We start from the raw sequence: 19,710 nt of genomic DNA on the forward strand, positions 1-19,710 counted from the left end.
CGTCCGGCCTCCAGGCCGAGCCGCCTCACCAATAACAATTCCGGGCATGCGTCCCGGGGCTGGAGTCGATGTGGCTATTTCTGAACAACTGCCCGACGTCGTGACCGACCAGGGACAGAAAGCTACCTCTCGCGCCAAGCGAGCCACCTCAAAGACCGGTGCAGCGTCCAGGGACGCCGCAGCCGGTCTTGCTGTTTCCGGGGAAGGGACAGCAAGCACGGAACCGGCCCGGAGCTTCGTGATCGACACCTCGGTGCTGCTCTCGGACCCGCGGGCCCTGTTGCGGTTCGCGGAACACGAAGTCATCCTGCCGATCGTCGTCATCACCGAACTCGAAGGCAAGCGGCACGACCCCGAGCTCGGCTATTTCGCCCGCAAGGCGCTCCGGCTCCTCGATGACCTGCGGGTGGAGCACGACGGACTCGACCGGCCCATCCCGCTCGGCCACGACGGCGGCACGCTTATGGTGGAACTGAACCACATCTCCGCCGAGGTGCTGCCGGCCGGCTTCCGCGGCGGGGACAACGACAGCCGGATCCTCGCCGTCGCCAAGAACCTCGCCAACGAGGGCCGCGACGTCACGGTGGTGTCCAAGGACCTCCCGATGCGCGTCAAGGCCTCGGCCATGGGGCTACAGGCTGACGAGTACCGCAACGAACTCGTCAAGGACTCGGGATGGACCGGCGTCGCAGAAATCGACGCGGGCGAGGAGGAAGTCGCCACGCTCTACGGCCACGAGCCGGTCTTCATTCCGGAGGCAGCCGAGATGCCGACGAACACGGGCCTGGTGATCCTCTCGCAGCGGGGATCAGCACTCGGCCGGGTGGGCGCCGACAAGCAGGTCCGCCTCGTCAAGGGTGACCGCGACGTGTTCGGGCTGCACGGGCGTTCGGCCGAGCAGCGGCTGGCGATCGACCTGCTGATGGATCCTTCCGTGGGCATCGTGTCCCTCGGCGGGCGTGCGGGCACGGGGAAGTCCGCCCTCGCCCTCTGCGCGGGCCTTGAAGCCGTCCTGGAGCGCAGGGAACACCGCAAGGTGATCGTTTTCCGGCCGCTCTACGCCGTGGGCGGCCAGGAACTCGGCTACCTGCCGGGCTCCGAGGCGGAGAAAATGAACCCGTGGGCGCAGGCCGTCTTCGATACCCTCGGCGCCCTGGTCAGCCAGGAAGTCGTGGAGGAGGTCATGGACCGCGGCATGCTCGAGGTGATGCCGCTGACCCACATCCGCGGCCGTTCCCTGCACGACGCCTTCGTGATCGTGGACGAGGCCCAGTCGCTCGAGAAAAACGTCCTCCTCACCGTCATGAGCCGGATCGGGCAGAACTCCAAGATCGTCCTCACCCACGACGTCGCCCAGCGTGACAACCTCCGGGTCGGCCGGCACGACGGCGTCGCCGCCGTCGTCGAAACGCTCAAGGGCCACCCGCTCTTCGGCCACGTCACCCTCACCCGGTCAGAGCGCTCGCCGATTGCGGCGTTGGTAACGGATCTGCTGGAGGGGGCGGAGATCTAGGTTTTCGTTCCTGGGCTCGCCTTTGCGAGGGGCCGTGGTCCGGGTCGCCGGGCCGCGGCCCTTCGCCGTCGCTTAGACACGGCCCATCGGACCCGCTGCGGTCGCTGGGCGACCTTCGGGGCCCGATGCGCCGCGATGCGCTCCTTTGCGAAGAACCGCGGTCCGGCGGCTGCTGCAGTCACCTTTTGCGAAGAACCGCGGTCCGGTGCGTTCGTCCGGTTGCTCCTTGCGGGGGAGGGGGGTCACCTTCGCGGGCCCGCGGTGTCCCGCTGAGGAGCGCATCGCCGACCAGAGCGAAGCGGAGGTCGCCCAGCGACCGCAGTGAAGCGGCGGGAGGTGTCTAAGCGACGGCGGGGCGCCGTGGGACCGCTCGCCGGACGCTCCCACGTCTTGGCTATCGGCCCAGGACTGTGCCTTGGACTGCTGTGATGGGGATGGGGCCGAAGTCTCGGGAGTCTACTGAGGATTCTCGGTTGTCGCCGAGGACGAAGAGGCCGCCGGGCGGGACTGTTACGGTGCCGAAGTAGACGCCGTCGATGGTTCGCTGGTCGACGAAGGGTTCTTTGGCTTCGGTTCCGTCCACGTAGAGGACGCCGTCGAGGATGGCGACAGTCTGTCCCTCGGTGGCCACCACGCGTTTGAGCAGGACCGCTTCGTTGGGCATCTCGCCGTCGTCCGGTCCGTTGAAGACGACCAGCTGGCCCGGCTGGACCCCGGCCAGACGGGGGAGGGCCTTGTTCAGCCAGACGATGCTGCCGGCCGCGACGGTCGGTTCCATGCTTTCCGAGCTGACCGTGATCGGTTCGACCACCCAGAGCCGGAGCGCCAGCAGCCCGCCCAGGCAGAGGGCGGCGCCGGCCACGGTGCGTCGTTGCACCTGCTCAGCCCTGGACTGGGTCCCAGACGGCCGGGGCCGCGGTGATCGGATCGTTCGGGTCTGCTTCATTGGCGCCGAGCCCCACGCGGAACTGGAGCATCATGGCGTGGTCCTCATGGGTCAGGTTGTGGCAGTGGAGCATGTAGCGTCCACGGTGCGGGCCGAAGTGGACCAACAACCGCACGGTTTCCCGTTCCCCGACGTAGACCACGTCCTTGGGCCCCTTCTCGTGGGCGAACGGCGGTTTGCCGTTCCGGCTGAGGATCTGGAAGTCCACGAGGTGCATGTGCATGGGGTGGAACCAGCCGTCGGAGCTGTTTTCCAACTCCCAGATCTCCACGGCGTCCAGCGCGGGATCGGCCATCACCCGCTTGAAACCGCTCGCGATGACTTCTTCCCAGGTCAGGTTGTCGATCATCCAGATGTTGGTGACGTCGTCGTGCCGGATCCGGAACCTGCGGGTCTTCATGGAATCCGCTGCGGTGAGGTCCATCGCGTGGCTGGTGGCGAGTGTGGTGGGGATGGTGTTCCACGTGGGGTCCGCCGTGTTGACGGCGTCACCGACGACGTCGAAGGCCATGATCTTTCCGGTGTTGTCGAAATCGCGGTTGTTGTCGTTCGACGAATTGCGCAGTTCGATCCGGGTCCCGGTGGCGTATTTGCGGAAGTCAATCAGGATCTCATAGCGCTCGGCACTGCCGTGGCGCCAGGACGCGAGCGTCTGCGCCACGGGCACCAGCCCTGCGTCCGTGGCCACCAAGGTGACAGGGTCTCCGGTGCTGAGCTTGAAGTTGTAGGACCGGGACACGGAAGCGTTCAGGACCCGGAAGCGGTAGACGCGTTTCTGGACCTTCATGACCGGCCAGGGTTTGCCGTTGACCAGGATGACGTCTCCCCACAGGCCCGAGTGCTCGCGGTCGTCAAAGCCCAGCGCGCCGTTGGCCGCGAACATGGCGTCGCTGATGGTGAGGGGGACGTCGAAATTGCCCTGGGGGAGCAGCCCCTTCTCGACCGGATCGCTGATCAGGTACTGGCCGGCCAGCCCCGAATAGACGTTTTGCGCCGTGAAGTGCACAGCGTGATCGTGGTACCAGAGGGACCGTGCCGGCTGGCTGTTCGGGTAGTGGTAATCCTTGTAGAAACCGGGCAGCGTGAGGTCGTTCGCGTAGCCGTCAAACTGCGGAAGGGACGCGGATCCGTGCAGATGGGTCGATGTGGGCATGGCATGGCCCAGCGTCGGGTGCTTGGCGGGGAGTTGGTTGCGGACACGGACGATGGACCGGGTTCCCTTGTCGATCCGGATGGTGGGGCCCGGGAAGATGCCGTTGTAGCCCAGGATCGGAGTGCTCAACCGGGAGAGGATCTTGGCGCTGCCCAGCCGCTGCGTCATGGTGTAGTGGCGCGTGGTGACGCCGTCAGCGCCGACAGTTGTCTGGTAGGCCAGGGGCGGCGGAATAGTCAGCGGCTCCCGGAAAGGCCGGGGCATGTCACTGTCACTGAGCTTGCTGGCAGACTTCGCGCTGACGCCGGAAATGGGTACTGTCACGATGCCCGCCCCGACCACTCCGACTCCGCCGAGGATGAGCGCCTGCCTCCGTGTTAGGGACATGTTGATCAGCTTCCTTTCAACATTGGTGTTTCTTCCGCCAGAGTGGGCCAAGGAGCTTGGAAAAACCTACCGAACGAGTGTCCGCAGGTGCGGCCTGCGGGACCGTGCCAAAGCCGGCTGTCCGGGCAGGTCGGTCGGGTTTGAGGCTAGCCGGTGTGGTGTGACAGGCCCAGGGACAGCCGTGAGCCGCCGGGCCCGTCGAGGACCAGGGCGACCGCCTTGTCCGGAAGTTCGAAGATCAGGGTTGCCGCGACTGCCTCGCCCTGTTGGAGGTCCGCGGCGGCCGGCGCTTGCCAGAGCGGCCGGAACTGCTCCCGGCCCAGGCCCGAGACACTGAAGTCGCCGGTATCCAGCCGCAGGCCGCCGGGCTCCAGCGCGGTGATCCGGACCACGAGCCGGACCCTGTGGGTGCCTTCCGCAGGGGCGCCGTCCAGCGCGTCGTCATTGTCTTCCGGTTCCCAGCCGTCGTCCTCGACCGGGACGATCTCGCCGATGCTGGCCATGCCGCCCGGAATAGAGGCGGACGCGCCCAGCGGAACGCTTGGTTCGGGCCGCGCGGTGAGGAACAGGTACACCAGGGTAAGCCCGATGAGGCTCAGCATGGCGACGGGAATCAGTATGAGACGCCGGCGTGTGCCGCGCGCTGCTGGCTTCGCTTCGAGCTCGATGGCGGTCATGCGGTCATTGAAGCCCGCCCGGCTTGGGAAAAGCCGGTACCGGTGGCGCTAGCCGCCGATGCCCAGGAATTTCGCCGTGGCGTCGTGGCCGGCTACCTGCAGGTTCCAGTCGGGGCGCTTGAAGGTCGCCGGGATGAGGCGGACCTTCTGGGCTTCCTGGCGTTGACCGCCCCAGGCGGCGCGGGTGACTCCGTTCAGTTCGTAGCCGAGGGAACGTGACACGCCCAGCGACTGCTGGTTCCAGGCTGCCGCCTCGGATTCCGCGACCTCCGCACCGAGCCAATCAAAGGCATAGAGGGCGACGGCGGCACGCATCTCCTTGCCGAATCCCTGGCCGTGCACACTCCGCCGGAGCCAGGAACCCGTGCTGACAGTCTTCAGCGTGGCGAAGTCCTTGGCCTCGACGTCCTGGCAGCCGATGAACTCGCCGTCGTGCCAGATGCCCAGCAGCAGCGTCCACTCCTGCGGCGACATCGTCCCGCGGCACCGCCAGTACCACTGCGCCATGTTGGGCCCGAGCTCCTCTGCAGGGGCTTCCGCCCATGGTTTGCTGAACGGGCTGCGGCCGGGCTCGTGAATGCCGCTCAGGGCCGCCTGCACCGCCGCGGGGATCTCCTCATCACGGATTGGCCGCAGCGTGAGGCGGGGTGTAGTCAGCGTGAGGCCGAAGGGCGGCCAGTAGCGGGCGAGCTCAGTCATCCGGGAAGCCTAGCCGAGCGCGGGACTCCCAGCGAGTCACACAGGCGCTCAGCCCGCCGGGAGTTCCCAGCTGATGTGCCGGCGGACATCCGTCAGGTTCATGGACTCGGCGAGGAACAGGTCGTCCAGCATGTATTCGTCCACGGCCAGGATCCGCAGCCAGTGCCCGTATTCCTCGGGTTCGTCCCCGTCCTGTCCGCCCTCCAGCCAGCGGCTCGCGACGCAAACGCCAGTGCCGGCGTCGACTCTCACCTGCGTGCGGCCGGGCCGGCACAGCGGCGAGGCGGGGTCGGTGGGGCGGTACCCGGGGTTCGGGGTGACAGTGACTTCCAGGGCGGGCCGGCCCTCGTGCAGGATTTCGGTGATGGGGCCCAGCTCCACGGCATTCGAGTTGGGAAATTCGAGCGGCACGGGGGCGTTGCCTGCCAGTTCCACCGGGTCCAGAGCGGCGGAAAAGCGGCCATTACCGAAGCCGGGCTCGCCATAGGCCGCTTCGGGACGGCGCCGGACCAGGCCGCGGTCATCGTAGACCGGGGTGACCAGGTGGGGCGGCAGCAGCCAGGTCTTCCGGGTCGACCGGACGTAAAACACGTCGCGGGAATCGTTGATTCCGGTGCTGCTTTGCAGGACCAGCCCGTCCGCGGTCTCCAGCCGCAGGGCACCCGGGCGGCGCAGCCACGCGCGGACCAGGTCTGGAGCTGCCTTTTCAAGGGTCCCCTGGCCGGGGGCAAGGGGCCGGTCCAGGTACTCAAACCGCAGGGAATGCCACTTCCACGGCGAGGAACGGCACAGGTCCCGGAATGCGGCCGCCTGCTCCGCGGCGTCCCCGGGCGGGCGCGGCTCACGCCGGTTCGAGTTGTCCCATGCGGCCATATCCACAGTTTACGCGCGGGCCCGGCGCTGGCAGCCGGAATTTCCAGTAGCATCCGAGGGTGATCCAACGACTCGGCGGACTGGGGGAAGTGACACCGCTGGCCTTCTGGCTGGTGCTGCTGGCCTGCGCCTATTTGGCGGTCGCGGCCATACGGCTCACCGTCATCGACGTGCGCCACCATCTGCTGCCGGACCGGATCGTCTTTCCGGCCTATGCCGTCGCCGGGGTGCTGCTGCTGGGCGCAGCGGCGGTCCACGCCGCGGCGGGAGCCGTTGCCTCGGCGGCAGTTCCCGACGGCGGCGCCGGACTCTTCGGTGTTCCCGGGCTCCGCGTGGTGGCCGGGGGAGCGGCGTTGTGGCTGTTCTACTTCCTGCTGCGGGCCGTCTATCCGCCGGGGATGGGGTTTGGCGACGTCAAGCTGGCAGGCGTCCTCGGCATGTACCTGGGGTTCCTCGGCTGGCCGCACGTCTTTGCCGGGACCTTCGCCGCGTTCCTCCTCGGCGGGCTGTGGAGCCTGGCCCTGCTGGTCTCGCGGCGCGGCTCCCTGAAATCGAGCATTCCTTTTGGGCCGTTTATGCTGGCGGGCGCCGCCGCCGCCATGGCCCTCCTGCCGGCGGCCTGAACCGCTGCCCGCTCTCCCGCGCACTTGGCTAGGCTGGCGTGATGGCTACCCCCGACTTCATCCTCAAGCTCCGTGCCAAGATCGGCCACGAAACCCTTTGGATCCCCGGCGCCCGGGCCGTGGTGTTCGACGACGCCGGCAGGGTCCTGCTCGGCCAGCGGGCCGACAACGGCCAATGGGGGCTGATCACCGGGATTCTGGAGCCCGGGGAGGAGCCGGCGACGGGCATGCTGCGGGAAGTCCTGGAGGAGACCGGCGTCGTTGCCGCGGCCGAACGCCTCGTCTCGGTGGACGCCGTCGGGCCCACCACGTATCCGAACGGGGACGTCTGCCACTTCCTGACGCTCGTGTTCCGGTGCCGCTATGTCTCCGGGGAGGCGCGGGTCAACGACGACGAATCCCTCGCCGTGGGCTGGTTCGGCCCGGAGGAGTTCCCGGCGCTGATGCCCGGGCATCTGGAGAGCATCGAACGTGCGGCGCAGCCGGACGGGGCCGCCCACTTCCGGGGCTGACGGCTACCGCTTCGGTGTTCACTAATCCTGTCGGTGCCCCGCAGTAGCCTGCTCCTGTCCAGCCAGACGCTGGGGAGAGTTGGTCCGGGTGCGCCCGGACCGGAAATGGGGAAGCATGACAGACGCTGCACTGACACACGTTTACGTTCTCCTGGACCGATCGGGGTCCATGAGCGCCATTGCCGACGACACGGTGGGCGGGTTCGCGGCCTTCGTGCGGGACCAGCAGTCCGTGGCCGGCCGCTGCCGGCTCTCCCTTGCCCAGTTCGACGACAGCTACGAACGGGTCTACGCCGCCGTGGACATCCAGGACGTTCCTCCGCTGGATCTTCAGCCGCGCGGCAGCACGGCCCTGCACGACGCCATGGTCCGGCTGATCGGCGAGGCCGGAGCGGAGCTGGCCGCCCTGCCCGAGGATCAGCGCCCCGGCACCGTGCTGGTGGCTGTCCTGACCGACGGCCACGAGAACTCCTCACGGGAGGCCACGGGCGCCATGGTCAAGGAGCTGGTGGAACGGCAGCAGCGCCAGTGGGGCTGGCAGTTCACCTACCTGGGGGCCAACCAGGACGCCGTGCTGACCGCTCACGGGCTCGGCATCCGGGCCGAGGACGCCCTCACGTACGCAGCGGGGAACGTGGATGCGGCGTTCTCGGTCCAGTCGGCCAAAACACGACGGCTGCGGGAGGCGCGGATCGGCGGGGCGAGCATGGCCGACGCTGCTGCCGCGGCGGCCTACACGGCGGACGAGCGGGAGGCGGCCGGGGGAGGAACGCCGCAGCCGTAGAAGGCGTGTGCCGGCACCACGCACGACGGCGGCCGGCGCCTTTCGCCAGAAAGGTGCCGACCGCCGTCGGACGCTGCCGCGGCCGCGCCGGACGGGCGCGGCGGCGGGGCGTGGGTGCTAGGCCTTGTGCGGCGGACGCGTCATAGACATGACGTCCAGGGCGGTGTCCAGCTGCTCCTCGGTCAGTTCGCCGCGCTCCAGGAAGCCCATCGCCACCACGGTTTCGCGGATGGTGAGGCCCTCTGCCACGGACTTCTTCGCGATCTTTGCCGCGTTCTCGTAGCCGATGAACTTGTTCAGCGGCGTGACGATGGACGGGGACGCCTCGGCGAGGAAGCGGGCACGCTCGACGTTGGCGGTGATGCCGTCGATCATCTTGTCGGCCATGACGCGGCTCGTGTTCGCGAGCAGGCGCACGGATTCGAGCAGGTTGGCGGCCATCACCGGGATGCCGACGTTGAGCTCGAACGCGCCGTTGGTGCCGGACCAGGCGATGGCCGTGTCGTTGCCGATGACCTGGGCGCAGACCATGATCGAGGCTTCACAGATGACCGGGTTGACCTTGCCCGGCATGATCGAGGAGCCCGGCTGCAGGTCCGGGATCGCGATTTCGCCGAGGCCGGTGTTGGGGCCGGAGCCCATCCAGCGCAGGTCGTTGTTGATCTTCATGAAGGAGATCGCGATGTTGCGCAGCTGGCTGGAGGCCTCGATGAGGCCGTCACGGTTCGCCTGGGCCTCAAAGTGGTCGCGGGCCTCGGTCAGCGGCAGGCCGGTGTCGGCGGAGAGCAGTTCGATGACACGCTCCGGGAAGCCGGCGGGGGTGTTGATGCCGGTGCCGACGGCGGTGCCGCCGAGCGGAACTTCAGCGACGCGGGGGAGGGAGGCATTGATGCGCTCGATGCCGTAGCGGACCTGCGCGGCGTAGCCGCCGAACTCCTGGCCCAGCGTCACGGGAGTGGCATCCATCAGGTGGGTGCGGCCGGACTTCACGACGTCCTTGAACTCGACGGCCTTGCGCTCCAGGGACTCCGCGAGGTAGCCCAGCGCCGGGATCAGGTCGTTGATCAGGGCGGAGGTGGCGGCCACGTGGACCGAGGTGGGGAAGACGTCGTTGGAGGACTGCGAGGCGTTGACGTGGTCGTTCGGGTGGACCACCTTGTCGCTGCCGCCGGCCTTGAGCGCGCGGGTGGCCAGTTCGGCGAGGACCTCGTTGGTGTTCATGTTCGACGAGGTGCCCGAGCCGGTCTGGAAGACGTCGATCGGGAAGTCGCCGTCGTACTTGCCGGTGGCAACCTCGTCGGCGGCGTCGGCGATGGCCTGGGCGAGCTCGCCGTCGAGCACTCCCAGTTCTGCGTTGGCCTGGGCAGCGGCCTTCTTCACGCGGGCCAGGGCTTCGATGTGGGCGCGCTCCAGGGTCTTGCCGGAGATCGGGAAGTTTTCGACGGCACGCTGCGTCTGGGCGCGGTACAACGCGTTCACGGGGACGCGGACTTCGCCCATCGTGTCGTGTTCAATGCGGAACTCTTCAGTGTTCAAATCTGCTGTGGAAGTCATGGAGCTAGCTTATTGGGCGGAGGCGTTCCACCGAAAACCATGAACTGCCCGCTACGGGGCACTTTGAGGACCGCGGCGTCGGGAACTCAGATCTCGCCGATTCCGGAAACGATGTCCGCCCGGCCGTCGGCCAGGCTGTAGGCGAGGCCAATTACTGCTGCCCGGCCGCTTCCGACGGCATCCGAAATCACCCGCGAACTGTCCACGAGCCGCTGCGACGTCTGTTTGACGTTCTCCACCACCATGTCGTTGACGTCGTTCTGGTTGTTGCGCAGCGAGGTCAACACCGACGGTGTGATGCGCTCAACGAGGCTGCGCATAAAACCTATGGGCATCTGTCCGGTTTCCACTGCCTCTTTCGTGGCCGTGACCGCTCCGCAGCTGTCGTGCCCCAGGACCACGATCAGGGGCACGCCGAGGACGCTGACGCTGTATTCGAGGGATCCGAGCACGGCGTCGTCGATCACCTGTCCGGCGGTGCGGACGACGAAGGCGTCCCCGAGGCCGAGATCGAAGATGATTTCAGCGGCGAGCCGGGAATCCGAGCAGCCGAAGATCACCGCGAAGGGATGCTGGTTCTCCACGAGAGAGGAGCGGCGCGACGCGTCCTGGTTGGGATGGGACGATTCGCCGGATACGAAGCGCTCGTTGCCTTCGCGGAGTCGACGCCAGGCAAGTGCGGGGGTGAGATAGGTGGCCACGGCCCTACTTTACGGCGAAGGTGAGGGGGAGGGCGAAACTGTTGCTGCCGCGGTGCCCGCGGGTGACGCACTGCCGGTGGCCGCGGAATTGCTCTCGAGCGCCTTGACCACAGCTGCGGCCAGGACCGTGAATTCATCCAGTTGGGCGGATCCGGTCAGGATAACCGTGGTCCCGCCGGCGTCGAGAAGCACCATGGACTTCTCGCCCTTGCCGGTGTCACGGAGTTCCCAGTCCCGGCCCCCGGCGTTGCGCGTGCCGGTGACGGGTGCGCTCTTTACCTGCTGGAGCAGCCAGGTGGGATTGGACTGCCGCGTCTGCACGAGGCCGATGAAGGATTCCTTGGGGGTGAGGAAGCCGACCTCCCAGGTCGGGACGCCGCTTCCCGTTCCGGACTCCCAACGGGCGTAATTTGCGCGGAATGTTTCGCCGGTGTCCGGGGCCGCAGGTGTGAATCCCGCCACATCTGCAGCGTTCCGCGCCACGGCGCTGACGTTGATGTCCGGGCGGTAGCCGTCGGTCTTTGGCGTCGGGTTCATCAAGACGATGGGCAGGAACGTGGCGATGCTCAGGACCAGCGCAATGATCATGCCGATCACGGAGGCATTCGCGCGCTTCGCCGCTCCCGCGGTCAGGACGGGCTTGACGGGCGGCTGGCCGGCCGCGCCGGGCGCTTCCCGGCCGGCAGTGCCGGCGGGGGAGGCTGGGGCTGCGGGGGGCGTTTCCTGCAATTCACTCACCCCTCTATAGTCGCCCATTCCGGTCCGATCTCACATTCGGTGGTGCCGGGTGGGGCAGGTTCTGCCGTTTCACGGAATGGTCATTCCGAGACGCAGCTTTTCACCGCGACTATGATCAATAACAGACGAGATCACTAACCAACGAATCACCGCGACGGATCGACCTGTCCGTGCGGCTTCAATGATCGCCACTCGAAGAAGAGGTTCACGTGACACCAGCGCCAATGACCCAGAAGTACTCCACGCTCTCCCCGTCCCTCGCCGTCGGCATCGACGAGCCGGACCGCAACCTTGCTCTGGAACTGGTCCGCGTCACCGAAGCCGCCGCCATCGCCGGCGGCCACTGGGTCGGGTTCGGGGACAAGAACAAGGCCGACGGCGCCGCCGTCGACGCCATGCGCTCTTTCCTCCAGACTGTCCACTTCAACGGTGTCGTCGTGATCGGCGAAGGTGAAAAAGACGAAGCCCCGATGCTCTTCAACGGAGAGCGCGTCGGTGACGGCACGGGCCCCGAGTGCGATGTCGCCGTCGACCCGATCGACGGAACCCGCCTGACGGCCCTGGGCATCAACAACGCCCTGGCCGTCCTCGCCGTCGCCGAGCGCGGCTCCATGTTCGACCCCTCCGCGGTGTTCTACATGGAGAAGCTCGTGACCGGTCCGGAAGCCGCCGACATGGTTGACCTGCGCCTGCCGGTCAAGCAGAACCTGCACCTGATCGCCAAAGCCAAGGGCGTCAAGGTCAACCAGCTCAACGTGATGATCCTTGACCGCGACCGGCACCGCCCGCTCGTGGAGGAAATCCGCGAGGCCGGTGCACGGACCAAGTTCATCATGGACGGCGACGTTGCCGGCGCCATCGCCGCAGCCCGTTCCGGTACCGGAGTGGACGCCCTGATGGGGATCGGCGGTACGCCGGAAGGCATCGTCGCGGCCTGCGCCATCAAGTCCCTCGGCGGCGTGATCCAGGGCCGCCTGTGGCCCACCAGCGACGACGAGAAGCAGAAAGCGATTGACGCCGGCCACGACCTGGACCGGGTGCTCTCCACCAACGACCTTGTCTCCAGCGACAACTGCTACTTCGCCGCCACGGGCATCACCGACGGCGACCTGCTCAAGGGCGTGCGCTACTCCAAGGACAAGGTCCTCACCCAGTCCATCGTGATGCGCTCCAAGTCCGGCACCATCCGTTTCGTGGATGGCGAGCACCAGGCCAGCAAGTGGGAAGGCTACGCGCGCAAGGGCTAACACCTGCCGCAACAGCCTGAACACCCGGATCCCGGGGCGCGTTCCGCGCCCCGGGATCCGCCGTTTCCGGGAGCGCCGGCGAGGCGGCGGGATTGGGTAGGGTGGAACCATGACATGGCTCGTAACAGGTGGCGCAGGATATATCGGTTCACACGTGGTTTCCGCTTTGCGCGGGGCCGGGATCCAGGCGGCGGTGATTGATTCGCTCTCCAGCGGGCACCGCGAGTTCGTCCCGGACGACGTGCCTTTCGTGCACGGCACCATCCTCGACTCGGAGCTCGTGGCCCGCACCATGCTGGACCTCGGCGTCACCGGAGTGATCCATCTCGCCGGCTTCAAATACGCCGGTGTTTCCGTGCAGGAGCCGCTGCTCACGTATGAGCAGAACGTCACGGGCACGGCGGAACTGCTGAAGGCGATGGAGCTCGCCGACGTCGACAAACTGGTCTTTTCCTCCTCCGCAGCCACCTACGGCACCCCCACCGGGGACATCGTCACCGAAGACACCCCGACGAACCCCGAATCCCCCTACGGGGAGAGCAAACTCATCGGCGAATGGCTGATCCGGGACCAGGGCAGGGCCCGGGGACTGAAGCACACCTCGCTGCGCTACTTCAACGTCGTCGGCTCCGGCTCGCCCGAGCTCTACGACACGAGCCCGCACAATCTCTTCCCGATCGTGCTCCGCGCGCTGACCGCCGGGAAAACCCCGCGGATCAACGGCACCGACTACAACACCGCCGACGGTACCTGCGTGCGGGATTACGTCCACGTGGCCGACCTGGCCACCTCGCACGTCGCTGCAGCCCAGGCCCTCGCCGCCGGCAAGCCCCTGGAACGCGTCTACAACCTCGGGTCCGGCGACGGCCTGTCCGTCCGCCAGATCATGACGGCGATGGCCAAGGTCACCGGCATCGACTTCGAGCCGGAGATCGGCCCCCGCCGGACCGGAGACCCGGACCGGATCGTGGCCGACGGCTCCCTCGCCGCACGTGACCTGGACTGGAAGATGCGCCACTCCGTCGAGGACATGGTCGCCAGCGCCTACGAAGCGCAGAAGAAAGCAGCCACCGCCGGAAACTAGCGTCCCGGGTGCCGCGCTCTCTCCCCGGGAGGACATGCCCAGTGCCCACGCTCAGGAATGGACACAGTGGGTTTGTGTCCACCAGCCCCGGCTGACGCGGGACATGTCCAGTGGTGGGCCCAGGTCCGTGCTGCCTCCGGTGGACATGCCCAGTCCTCACGCGCCGGGTGTCACCGCGTCCACGGGACATGCTCAGTGGTTATGCCCCGGTACGAGGTGTGTCAGGGGGACATGCTCAGTCCTCACGCCCAGGAATGGGCATAGGGGGTGTATGTCCACCCGCCAAGTCCAGCGCGGCGCATGTCCAGTCGGGCGTGGTGGGTCAGGCGCTGGAAATGCCCTGCTGAGGTCTAGCGGCGGAGTGTGCTGCGCAGCCGGGCGGGCACGGTCCGGGCCGCCTTGGCCCCGCGGCGGGCGGCCTGCGCGCACTTCCTGGCCAGCTGGTACCCGCTGTAGCGGAACTTCCTCACCGGCAGGTCCCAGGTGCCGGGGTACGCCACTTCGCGCCCGCCGAACGATTTCTTGAAGGCCGTGAAGCCGGCCCATTTGTGGTCGGGCTGATCCGCGGGGGCGACGCCCCAGAGGTCCACATGCTTCAGGCCCTTTTCCTTGGCATCGGCCATCAGCGTGACCAGCAGCGGGATCCCGGCGCTGAGCTTCCTGTGTGTATCGTCCAGTGCCGCGTGGGCATAGGTGCGGGTGTCTGCGGAGTCGTAGGCAAGGGCGGCAGCGATGGGCTCGCCCTCGAGCTCAGCGACGAAGAGTGTTGCGGCACCGGCAGGCATCAGTGAGCGGGCAACCTGGGTCAGGTATTCGTCGCTCTGTGGCTTGAAACCGTTGCGGGCCGCCGTCATGTGCAGGAATGCCAGCAGTACGGAGATCTCGTCGGGGTCCTGGCTGGAGCGGAACGTCACGCCTTTCTTGTGGATGTTCCGGTACAGGTTGCGGTTCACCGGCTTCATGTCCGCCAGGACGTCCTTGAAATCCCGGTCCAGGTCAACAATCCAGCTCAGTTCGGGCTGCTGGTTGGCCGGAGCAGGGCGGAGGCCCCGCGTGCGCAGCACGGCATCGGCGTCGGCGGCCGGGAAGCCGGCATCGACCGGTTCAATCCGGACAAACACCGCCCCGCAGCTGCGGGCCAGGTCCGTCAAAGCCGCCAGGGCGGCGTCGAACGCGGCGAGGGAAGCGGCCGCCGGGCCGTAGGGTGCGTAAAGGAGTTTCCCGGCCGGGTTGCTCTCCTCGATGGCCAGGAAGCTCCAGCCGGGGCCGGAGCGCTGGTGTACGGTCCGTCCCAGGCCGCGCTGGAAGTCGGCCCACGGCGGGCTCTGCAGGAAGTGGTCCACGGTCTCAGGCTTTCAGGGCGGTGGTGACGGCGAAGGCAAGGGCAGTTCCGGTGGCACCGGACATGGCGTGCGCATTGACCGGCGCCTCGGCCGCCGCCAGGAAGGCGCTGGCGCCGCGTTCCAGCCGCAGCTCGCCCTTGGGGGAGTCGAGGAGCACGGATCCGGACACCACGATGATGACCGCGGCCCCCGACTGCGCAACCGGGACGGGTTCCGCGCCGGGTTCCAGCTCGATGCGCTGCAGCTGGAATTCACTGAACGGCGGCCGGAAGACCTCCTGCCCCAGCATCGTGGTCTCCGGGCTGAGCATCGGAACGCCGACGGCTTCAAAGGAGATGGTGCGGAGCAGTTCCGGCACGTCCACGAACTTCGGAGTCAGTCCGCCCCGCAGCACGTTGTCGGAGGAGGCCATGACCTCGATGCCGAGCCCGTGCAGGTAGGCGTGGACGTTGCCGGCCGGGAGGTAGACAGCCTCGCCCGGCGCCAGCGAGATCCGGTTGAGCAGCAGCGAGATCAGGACGCCCGGATCGCCCGGGTACTGCGCGTTGAGCGTGACGACGGTGGCAAGTTCCGCCTGGTGCGGCGCCGTCGGGGCGCCGGAGGTCAGGGCCGCCACAATCGCGGCCGCGGCTTCCGTCACTTCGTCGCCGCCGGCGATCAGGCGCTCGAAGGCCGAGCGCAGGGCGGTGTGCTCCTCGGGATGCGCCAGATCCTCCAGCAGCAGCGGAACGAGGGGAGGAAGCTCGAGGCCGGCGAGTTCAAAATCCGCCACCAGCAGCTCGAAGACGGCGCGCGCGTCCGACGCCGGCCGGAAGCCGCACAGCGCCTCGAACGGTGTCAGCGCGTAGATCATCTCCGGCTTGTGGTTGTCGTCCTTGTAATTGCGTTCCGCTGCGCTGCGGTCGACGCCGGCGGCCTCTTCGCGGGCGAACCCTTCCCGTGCCTGCTGGAGGGTGGGGTGCACCTGGAGCGAGAGGGGGCTGTCGGCGGCCAGCACCTTGAGCAGGAACGGAAGCCGGGGGCCGAATTCGGCCACGCTGTCGCTGCCCAGATGGTGCTCCGGGTCTTCCCCGATCAAGGTATCCAGCGCCCGGCGTCCGCCGCGGCCCTCGACCGCCGCGTGCGCGCCCGCGGATCCGGCCGGGCTGAGCGCCACCGACGGTGAGTCCGGGTGCGCGCCTATCCAGAGTTCCGCCTCGGGGCCGCCGGAAGCCGGCCTGCCAAGCAGCCCGGCGATCGCCGTCGTGGAGCCCCAGGCATAGGGCCGGAGGACGTTCTCGAGTTCGTACACTGCCTGGGGGTCCCAATCTGTTGCGGAAGGCTGCTAAGGATAGTGTGGCCGCGGAACTAGAGCGGCGCGCACTGGCCGTTCGTGGCGACCAGGTTGCGGATCGACTGTTCGTCGCCGTTGAGCTTGAACTGGTTCAGCATTTCTTCGGTGATCGGCTCGCCGTCCGGCGTCGTGGTCATCGGTGTGAAGTCCGACGGCGGCGGCGGCGCGGGCTGGGTGCCGGGCAGTGCGCCCGGCAGCGCCCCGGCTGCTGACAGTGGTCCGGGCGCCGGGTACTGCTGGCGGATGCCGTCTTCGGCGGCGCCCGCCGCGGGGGCAGGCGCGAGGAGCGCATCGACCTTCTGGTGGATCTTGTCGAAGTCGGGGACGGTCGAGAAGGAAGCGTCGAAGTCGGGCGGTCCGATGGTCAGCCGGCTCATTTGCTGGCCCTTCGCCTTCATGGCGAGGTCCACGAAACTCCCGAGCTGGCTGGAGGAAATGTTGGAGTCGACCACCTTGGTGCCCGCCTTGACGATGTCCTCGAACTTGGACAGCAGGGTTGCCGGATCCAGCTGCTTGAGCATGGCCTGCTGGACGCACTGCTGGCGGGCAATGCGCGCGTAGTCGTCCACGAATTCGCGCGAACGGCCGTACCAGAGGGCGTGGTAGCCGTCGAGCGTATTGTCGCCTGCCGGGATCCAACCCAGCGGCATGCCGTGGATTCCGCTGGCCTCGTCGATCGTCTCGCCGCTGATCGGGACCCAGCCGCCTGCCTTGATCCGGATGCCGCCCATGGCATCAATCAGCCTGGCGAAGCCGTCCATGTCGACCAGCACGTAGGCCTGGACCTTGATGCCCAGGCTTCCGGACACCGCTTCCATCGTGGCCTGGGCGCCCGGGTCCTCCACCCCGGGGTACAGGTCCTTGTGTTCGTTGGTGACCTCGGTGTTGATGGCGTTGATGAGGCATTCATTGCCGCAGTCGTAGCCGTCGGGATAGATCGTGCGCATGGGCGAATCTTCGCTGAACTGCGCGTTCTGCAGATTGCGGGGGACGGAGATGATGGCGGTCGCGCCGGTCTTGGCATCCACGCTGATGACCGAGAGGCTGTCCGGCCGGCGGCCGGTACGGTCGGCCCCGGCGTCGCCGCCCATCATCAGGAAGTTGTACCGGCCTTCGGAGGGTTCCATCGCCGGTCCGGAGGAGAAAATATCGGAAATGGCTCCGCGGCTGACGTTGAGCAGGTAAGCGGCGTAGCCCAGCGATCCGCTGCTGAGGATCATCGCCAGCACCAGCGTGACCACGACGGCGGGGCGCGCCTTGGGGGCCAGCAGCACGGGACGGATCAGCCGCAATGTGTTGATGAAGAGCAGGGCCCAGCCGACGGCCAGCGCCACCAGGCCGATGATGAGCACCAACGAGGCAAAGGAGTTGGTGAACAGGTTGATCAGCGTCGACCGGGAGGCCACAAGGAGCACTGCCGCAAGAACGGCCAACACCCAGACTGTGAGCGTGATGCGCAACGCGATCCGCCCCAGCCGCCTGTCCCCGGCCACGGTCTGGGCGCTGCCGGGCACCAGGAGGGTCATCAGGATCAGCAGGAACGCACGCTTGGTCAGGACCGACGCAGACGCCCCGGCGGGATAGCGGACCGGATCCGTGAGGGACGGTGCAGACGCACGCTTCTGTGGCGCCGGCAGACGGGAGGGGGCATACCTGTTGGACATCTGGTGATCCTTAACGGCTGCCCCGGGCGACGGCGTTTGCGTCGGCGAACACTTCGCTCGCCTTCTGCCGCAGGTTCGCGCCCTTCCGGGTGGCGACGTCGTTGAGCTCCTGGGCGAAGTCGACCAGGGCGGCGCGGAGCTGTCCAGCCAGGGGATCCGTGCCAGAAGCCAGCATGCGCACAGCCAGGAGTCCTGCGTTCCGGGCCCCGCCGATGGAGACGGTTGCAACCGGGACACCGGCCGGCATCTGGACGATGGACAGCAGGGAGTCCATGCCGTCGAGGGTTTTGAGCGGCACCGGGACACCGATGACCGGCAAGGGCGTGACGGAGGCGAGCATGCCCGGCAGGTGCGCGGCGCCGCCGGCGCCAGCAATGATGACACGGAGGCCGCGCTCATGGGCCGTCTGGCCGTACCGGATCATTTCGAGCGGCATACGGTGTGCGGAGACCACATCGGCCTCAAAGGGGATCCCGAACTCGGCAAGGGCCTCGGCCGCGGCCTCCATCACCGGCCAGTCGGAGTCTGAGCCCATGACGAGCCCGACAATGGGGCCCTCGGCCCCGGCATCCGCCGGGAACTGGACGCCGGGTTGGGCCGTGCTGCTGGTGCTCATGCGTTCTCCTCGTGGGTTCCGGCTGCAGTGCGCGGCTGGGCCCTTCCGTTCCGGATAATGTTGGCGACCGTGGTGGCGCGTTCGCGCACCGAGTCGACGTCTGCCACGGAGCCGCCGACCAGGTTAACGTGGCCGATCTTGCGGCCCGGACGGACGGCCTTGCCGTAGCAGTGGACCTTCGCCGCGGGTTCGCTGGCCAGGGCCGCGGGGTAGGCGGAGAACAGATTCTGGTTCTCGCCGCCCAGGAAGTTCTTCATCACAACCACCGGGCTGAGCAGGTCCGTGGCGCCGAGCGGCAGATTGAGGATGGCCCGGAGGTGCTGTTCGAACTGGCTCGTCACCGAGCCGTCCTGCGTCCAGTGGCCGGTGTTGTGCGGGCGCATGGCGAGCTCGTTGATCAGGAAGCCTGCTCCCACACCGGGCGTCTCGAAGAGTTCCACGGCCATCACACCAGTGACGCCGAGCTCGCTGGCGATCCGGAGGGCGGCGTTCTCCGCCGCGGCCGCGACCTCCAGCGGGATGTCGAGGGCCGGGGCGATCACTTCGTCGCAGACACCGTCGACCTGGATCGTGTGCACTACTGGCCAGGCCCGCGCCTCGCCGTCGGGGGTCCGGGCCACGAGGGCAGAGAGCTCGCGGCTGAATTCAACCTTGGCTTCCGCGAGCAGCGGGGACATCGACTCGAACCAGTCGGAGGTTTCGACCGCGTCTGCCGGGGAGTCCACGATCCGCACGCCTTTGCCGTCGTAGCCGCCGCGCGGGGTTTTCAGGACGACCGGCCAGCCGGTCTCGTCGCCGAACGCAATCAGCCCGTCGACGTCGTCCACCGAGGCCCACCGGGGGTTGGGCAGTTCAAGCCTGTCGATGGCGGCCCGCATCACGAGCTTGTCCTGGGCGTTGACCAGGGCGTCCGGTCCGGGGTGGACGTTGACGCCAGCCCGCTGCAGGGCACGCAGGTGCTCCGTGGGGACATGCTCATGGTCGAACGTCAGGACGTCCAGGCCGCGGGAAAACTCAAGGAGATGGTCCAGATCGGTGTAATCACCGACCGGGGCGTTGGCCACGGCCGAGACGGCCGAGACGTCCTCGCCTTCGGCAAGGACGCGGAGCTCGAAGCCCAGGGCTGTGGCCGCCGGGGCCATCATTCGGGCGAGCTGGCCGCCGCCAACCACACCGATCACAGGAAAAGTCACAAGTCCCAGCCTACCGAAAGCCTCGCCATATCCCGGCTTTTTGAATTTCCCGTGCGGGTGACGCAGGGTA

The 19,710-nt window shown here is 67.6% G+C and carries 19 protein-coding genes; 6 read left to right on the forward strand and 13 right to left on the reverse strand.

Annotation, left to right across the window (positions count from 1 at the left end; genetic code table 11):
• The first annotated feature begins 70 nt into the window (after window positions 1–70).
• Window positions 71–1,513, forward strand: a complete 1,443-nt coding sequence (locus AB4Y67_RS10830) for a PhoH family protein (protein ID WP_441405774.1) — start codon at window positions 71–73, stop codon at window positions 1,511–1,513.
• Window positions 1,514–1,907: 394 nt separating this feature from the next.
• Here the strand turns inward: AB4Y67_RS10830 and lepB are convergent, their stop codons facing one another.
• The 5 genes from lepB to AB4Y67_RS10855 all read right to left on the reverse strand — a co-directional run bounded on the left by lepB (window position 1,908) and on the right by AB4Y67_RS10855 (window position 6,248).
• Window positions 1,908–2,390 carry a signal peptidase I gene (gene lepB, locus AB4Y67_RS10835; RefSeq protein WP_441405775.1) on the reverse strand — a complete coding sequence of 161 codons (483 nt, stop codon included), beginning with the start codon at window positions 2,388–2,390 and terminating at the stop codon, window positions 1,908–1,910.
• 4 nt (window positions 2,391–2,394) lie between these two features.
• Complete coding sequence (locus AB4Y67_RS10840; RefSeq protein WP_441405776.1) at window positions 2,395–3,999, reverse strand: multicopper oxidase family protein; 1,605 nt, start codon at window positions 3,997–3,999, stop codon at window positions 2,395–2,397.
• A gap of 146 nt (window positions 4,000–4,145) precedes the next feature.
• The gene (locus tag AB4Y67_RS10845; protein WP_441405777.1) at window positions 4,146–4,676 is read right to left on the reverse strand and encodes a hypothetical protein; all 531 of its coding nucleotides are present in this window, start codon (window positions 4,674–4,676) and stop codon (window positions 4,146–4,148) included.
• A 48-nt stretch (window positions 4,677–4,724) separates the two neighbouring features.
• A complete protein-coding gene (locus AB4Y67_RS10850) occupies window positions 4,725–5,375 on the reverse strand; it encodes a GNAT family N-acetyltransferase (protein ID WP_441405778.1) in 651 nt (216 codons plus the stop codon).
• A 48-nt stretch (window positions 5,376–5,423) separates the two neighbouring features.
• Entirely contained in the window at window positions 5,424–6,248 is an 825-nt protein-coding gene (locus AB4Y67_RS10855) for a hypothetical protein (RefSeq protein WP_441405779.1), read from the reverse strand.
• A gap of 59 nt (window positions 6,249–6,307) precedes the next feature.
• Between AB4Y67_RS10855 and AB4Y67_RS10860 the strand changes: the two genes are divergently transcribed.
• The 3 genes from AB4Y67_RS10860 to AB4Y67_RS10870 all read left to right on the forward strand — a co-directional run bounded on the left by AB4Y67_RS10860 (window position 6,308) and on the right by AB4Y67_RS10870 (window position 8,167).
• Window positions 6,308–6,871: a prepilin peptidase gene (locus AB4Y67_RS10860; protein WP_441405780.1), complete on the forward strand. Its 564-nt coding sequence runs from the start codon at window positions 6,308–6,310 to the stop codon at window positions 6,869–6,871.
• Between the two features lie 41 nt (window positions 6,872–6,912).
• Entirely contained in the window at window positions 6,913–7,383 is a 471-nt protein-coding gene (locus AB4Y67_RS10865) for an NUDIX hydrolase (RefSeq protein WP_441405781.1), read from the forward strand.
• Between the two features lie 115 nt (window positions 7,384–7,498).
• A complete protein-coding gene (locus tag AB4Y67_RS10870; RefSeq protein ID WP_441405782.1) occupies window positions 7,499–8,167 on the forward strand; it encodes a VWA domain-containing protein in 669 nt (222 codons plus the stop codon).
• A 117-nt stretch (window positions 8,168–8,284) separates the two neighbouring features.
• Here AB4Y67_RS10870 and AB4Y67_RS10875 read toward each other — a convergent pair whose 3' ends face one another.
• The 3 genes from AB4Y67_RS10875 to AB4Y67_RS10885 all read right to left on the reverse strand — a co-directional run bounded on the left by AB4Y67_RS10875 (window position 8,285) and on the right by AB4Y67_RS10885 (window position 11,178).
• Window positions 8,285–9,721: a class II fumarate hydratase gene (locus AB4Y67_RS10875; RefSeq protein WP_441405783.1), complete on the reverse strand. Its 1,437-nt coding sequence runs from the start codon at window positions 9,719–9,721 to the stop codon at window positions 8,285–8,287.
• Between the two features lie 86 nt (window positions 9,722–9,807).
• Window positions 9,808–10,422 (reverse strand): carbonic anhydrase, encoded by a 615-nt coding sequence (locus AB4Y67_RS10880; protein ID WP_441405784.1) that lies wholly within the window; start codon window positions 10,420–10,422, stop codon window positions 9,808–9,810.
• A 9-nt stretch (window positions 10,423–10,431) separates the two neighbouring features.
• Window positions 10,432–11,178 (reverse strand): DUF4245 domain-containing protein, encoded by a 747-nt coding sequence (locus tag AB4Y67_RS10885; protein ID WP_441405785.1) that lies wholly within the window; start codon window positions 11,176–11,178, stop codon window positions 10,432–10,434.
• Between the two features lie 206 nt (window positions 11,179–11,384).
• Here AB4Y67_RS10885 and glpX point away from each other — a divergent pair, with 206 nt between their 5' ends.
• Both glpX and galE read left to right on the forward strand, forming a co-directional pair.
• Window positions 11,385–12,407 carry a class II fructose-bisphosphatase gene (gene glpX, locus AB4Y67_RS10890; RefSeq protein ID WP_186329239.1) on the forward strand — a complete coding sequence of 341 codons (1,023 nt, stop codon included), beginning with the start codon at window positions 11,385–11,387 and terminating at the stop codon, window positions 12,405–12,407.
• A gap of 109 nt (window positions 12,408–12,516) precedes the next feature.
• Window positions 12,517–13,491 (forward strand): UDP-glucose 4-epimerase GalE, encoded by a 975-nt coding sequence (galE, locus tag AB4Y67_RS10895; protein WP_441405786.1) that lies wholly within the window; start codon window positions 12,517–12,519, stop codon window positions 13,489–13,491.
• Window positions 13,492–13,841: 350 nt separating this feature from the next.
• On the opposite strand, the gene AB4Y67_RS10900 is transcribed toward galE, so the two are convergent.
• The 5 genes from AB4Y67_RS10900 to AB4Y67_RS10920 are packed head-to-tail and all read right to left on the reverse strand — an operon-like array spanning window position 13,842 to window position 19,592.
• Window positions 13,842–14,834, reverse strand: coding sequence for a lipid II:glycine glycyltransferase FemX (locus AB4Y67_RS10900; RefSeq protein ID WP_441405787.1), 993 nt, complete (start codon window positions 14,832–14,834; stop codon window positions 13,842–13,844).
• Window positions 14,835–14,838: 4 nt separating this feature from the next.
• Window positions 14,839–16,125, reverse strand: a complete 1,287-nt coding sequence (gene manA / locus AB4Y67_RS10905) for a mannose-6-phosphate isomerase, class I (protein WP_441405788.1) — start codon at window positions 16,123–16,125, stop codon at window positions 14,839–14,841.
• Window positions 16,126–16,181: 56 nt separating this feature from the next.
• Window positions 16,182–17,831, reverse strand: a complete 1,650-nt coding sequence (locus AB4Y67_RS10910) for an LCP family protein (protein ID WP_441405789.1) — start codon at window positions 17,829–17,831, stop codon at window positions 16,182–16,184.
• 10 nt (window positions 17,832–17,841) lie between these two features.
• Complete coding sequence (gene purE / locus AB4Y67_RS10915; RefSeq protein WP_441405790.1) at window positions 17,842–18,447, reverse strand: 5-(carboxyamino)imidazole ribonucleotide mutase; 606 nt, start codon at window positions 18,445–18,447, stop codon at window positions 17,842–17,844.
• On the reverse strand, window positions 18,444–19,592 hold the full coding sequence (locus AB4Y67_RS10920) for a 5-(carboxyamino)imidazole ribonucleotide synthase (protein ID WP_441405847.1): 1,149 nt from the start codon (window positions 19,590–19,592) through the stop codon (window positions 18,444–18,446). The genes purE and AB4Y67_RS10920 overlap by 4 nt, the downstream gene beginning before the upstream one ends.
• Between the last annotated feature and the right edge of the window lie 118 nt (window positions 19,593–19,710).

The organism is Arthrobacter sp. YAF17 (assembly GCF_052113365.1).
Lineage (GTDB): Bacteria > Actinomycetota > Actinomycetes > Actinomycetales > Micrococcaceae > Arthrobacter.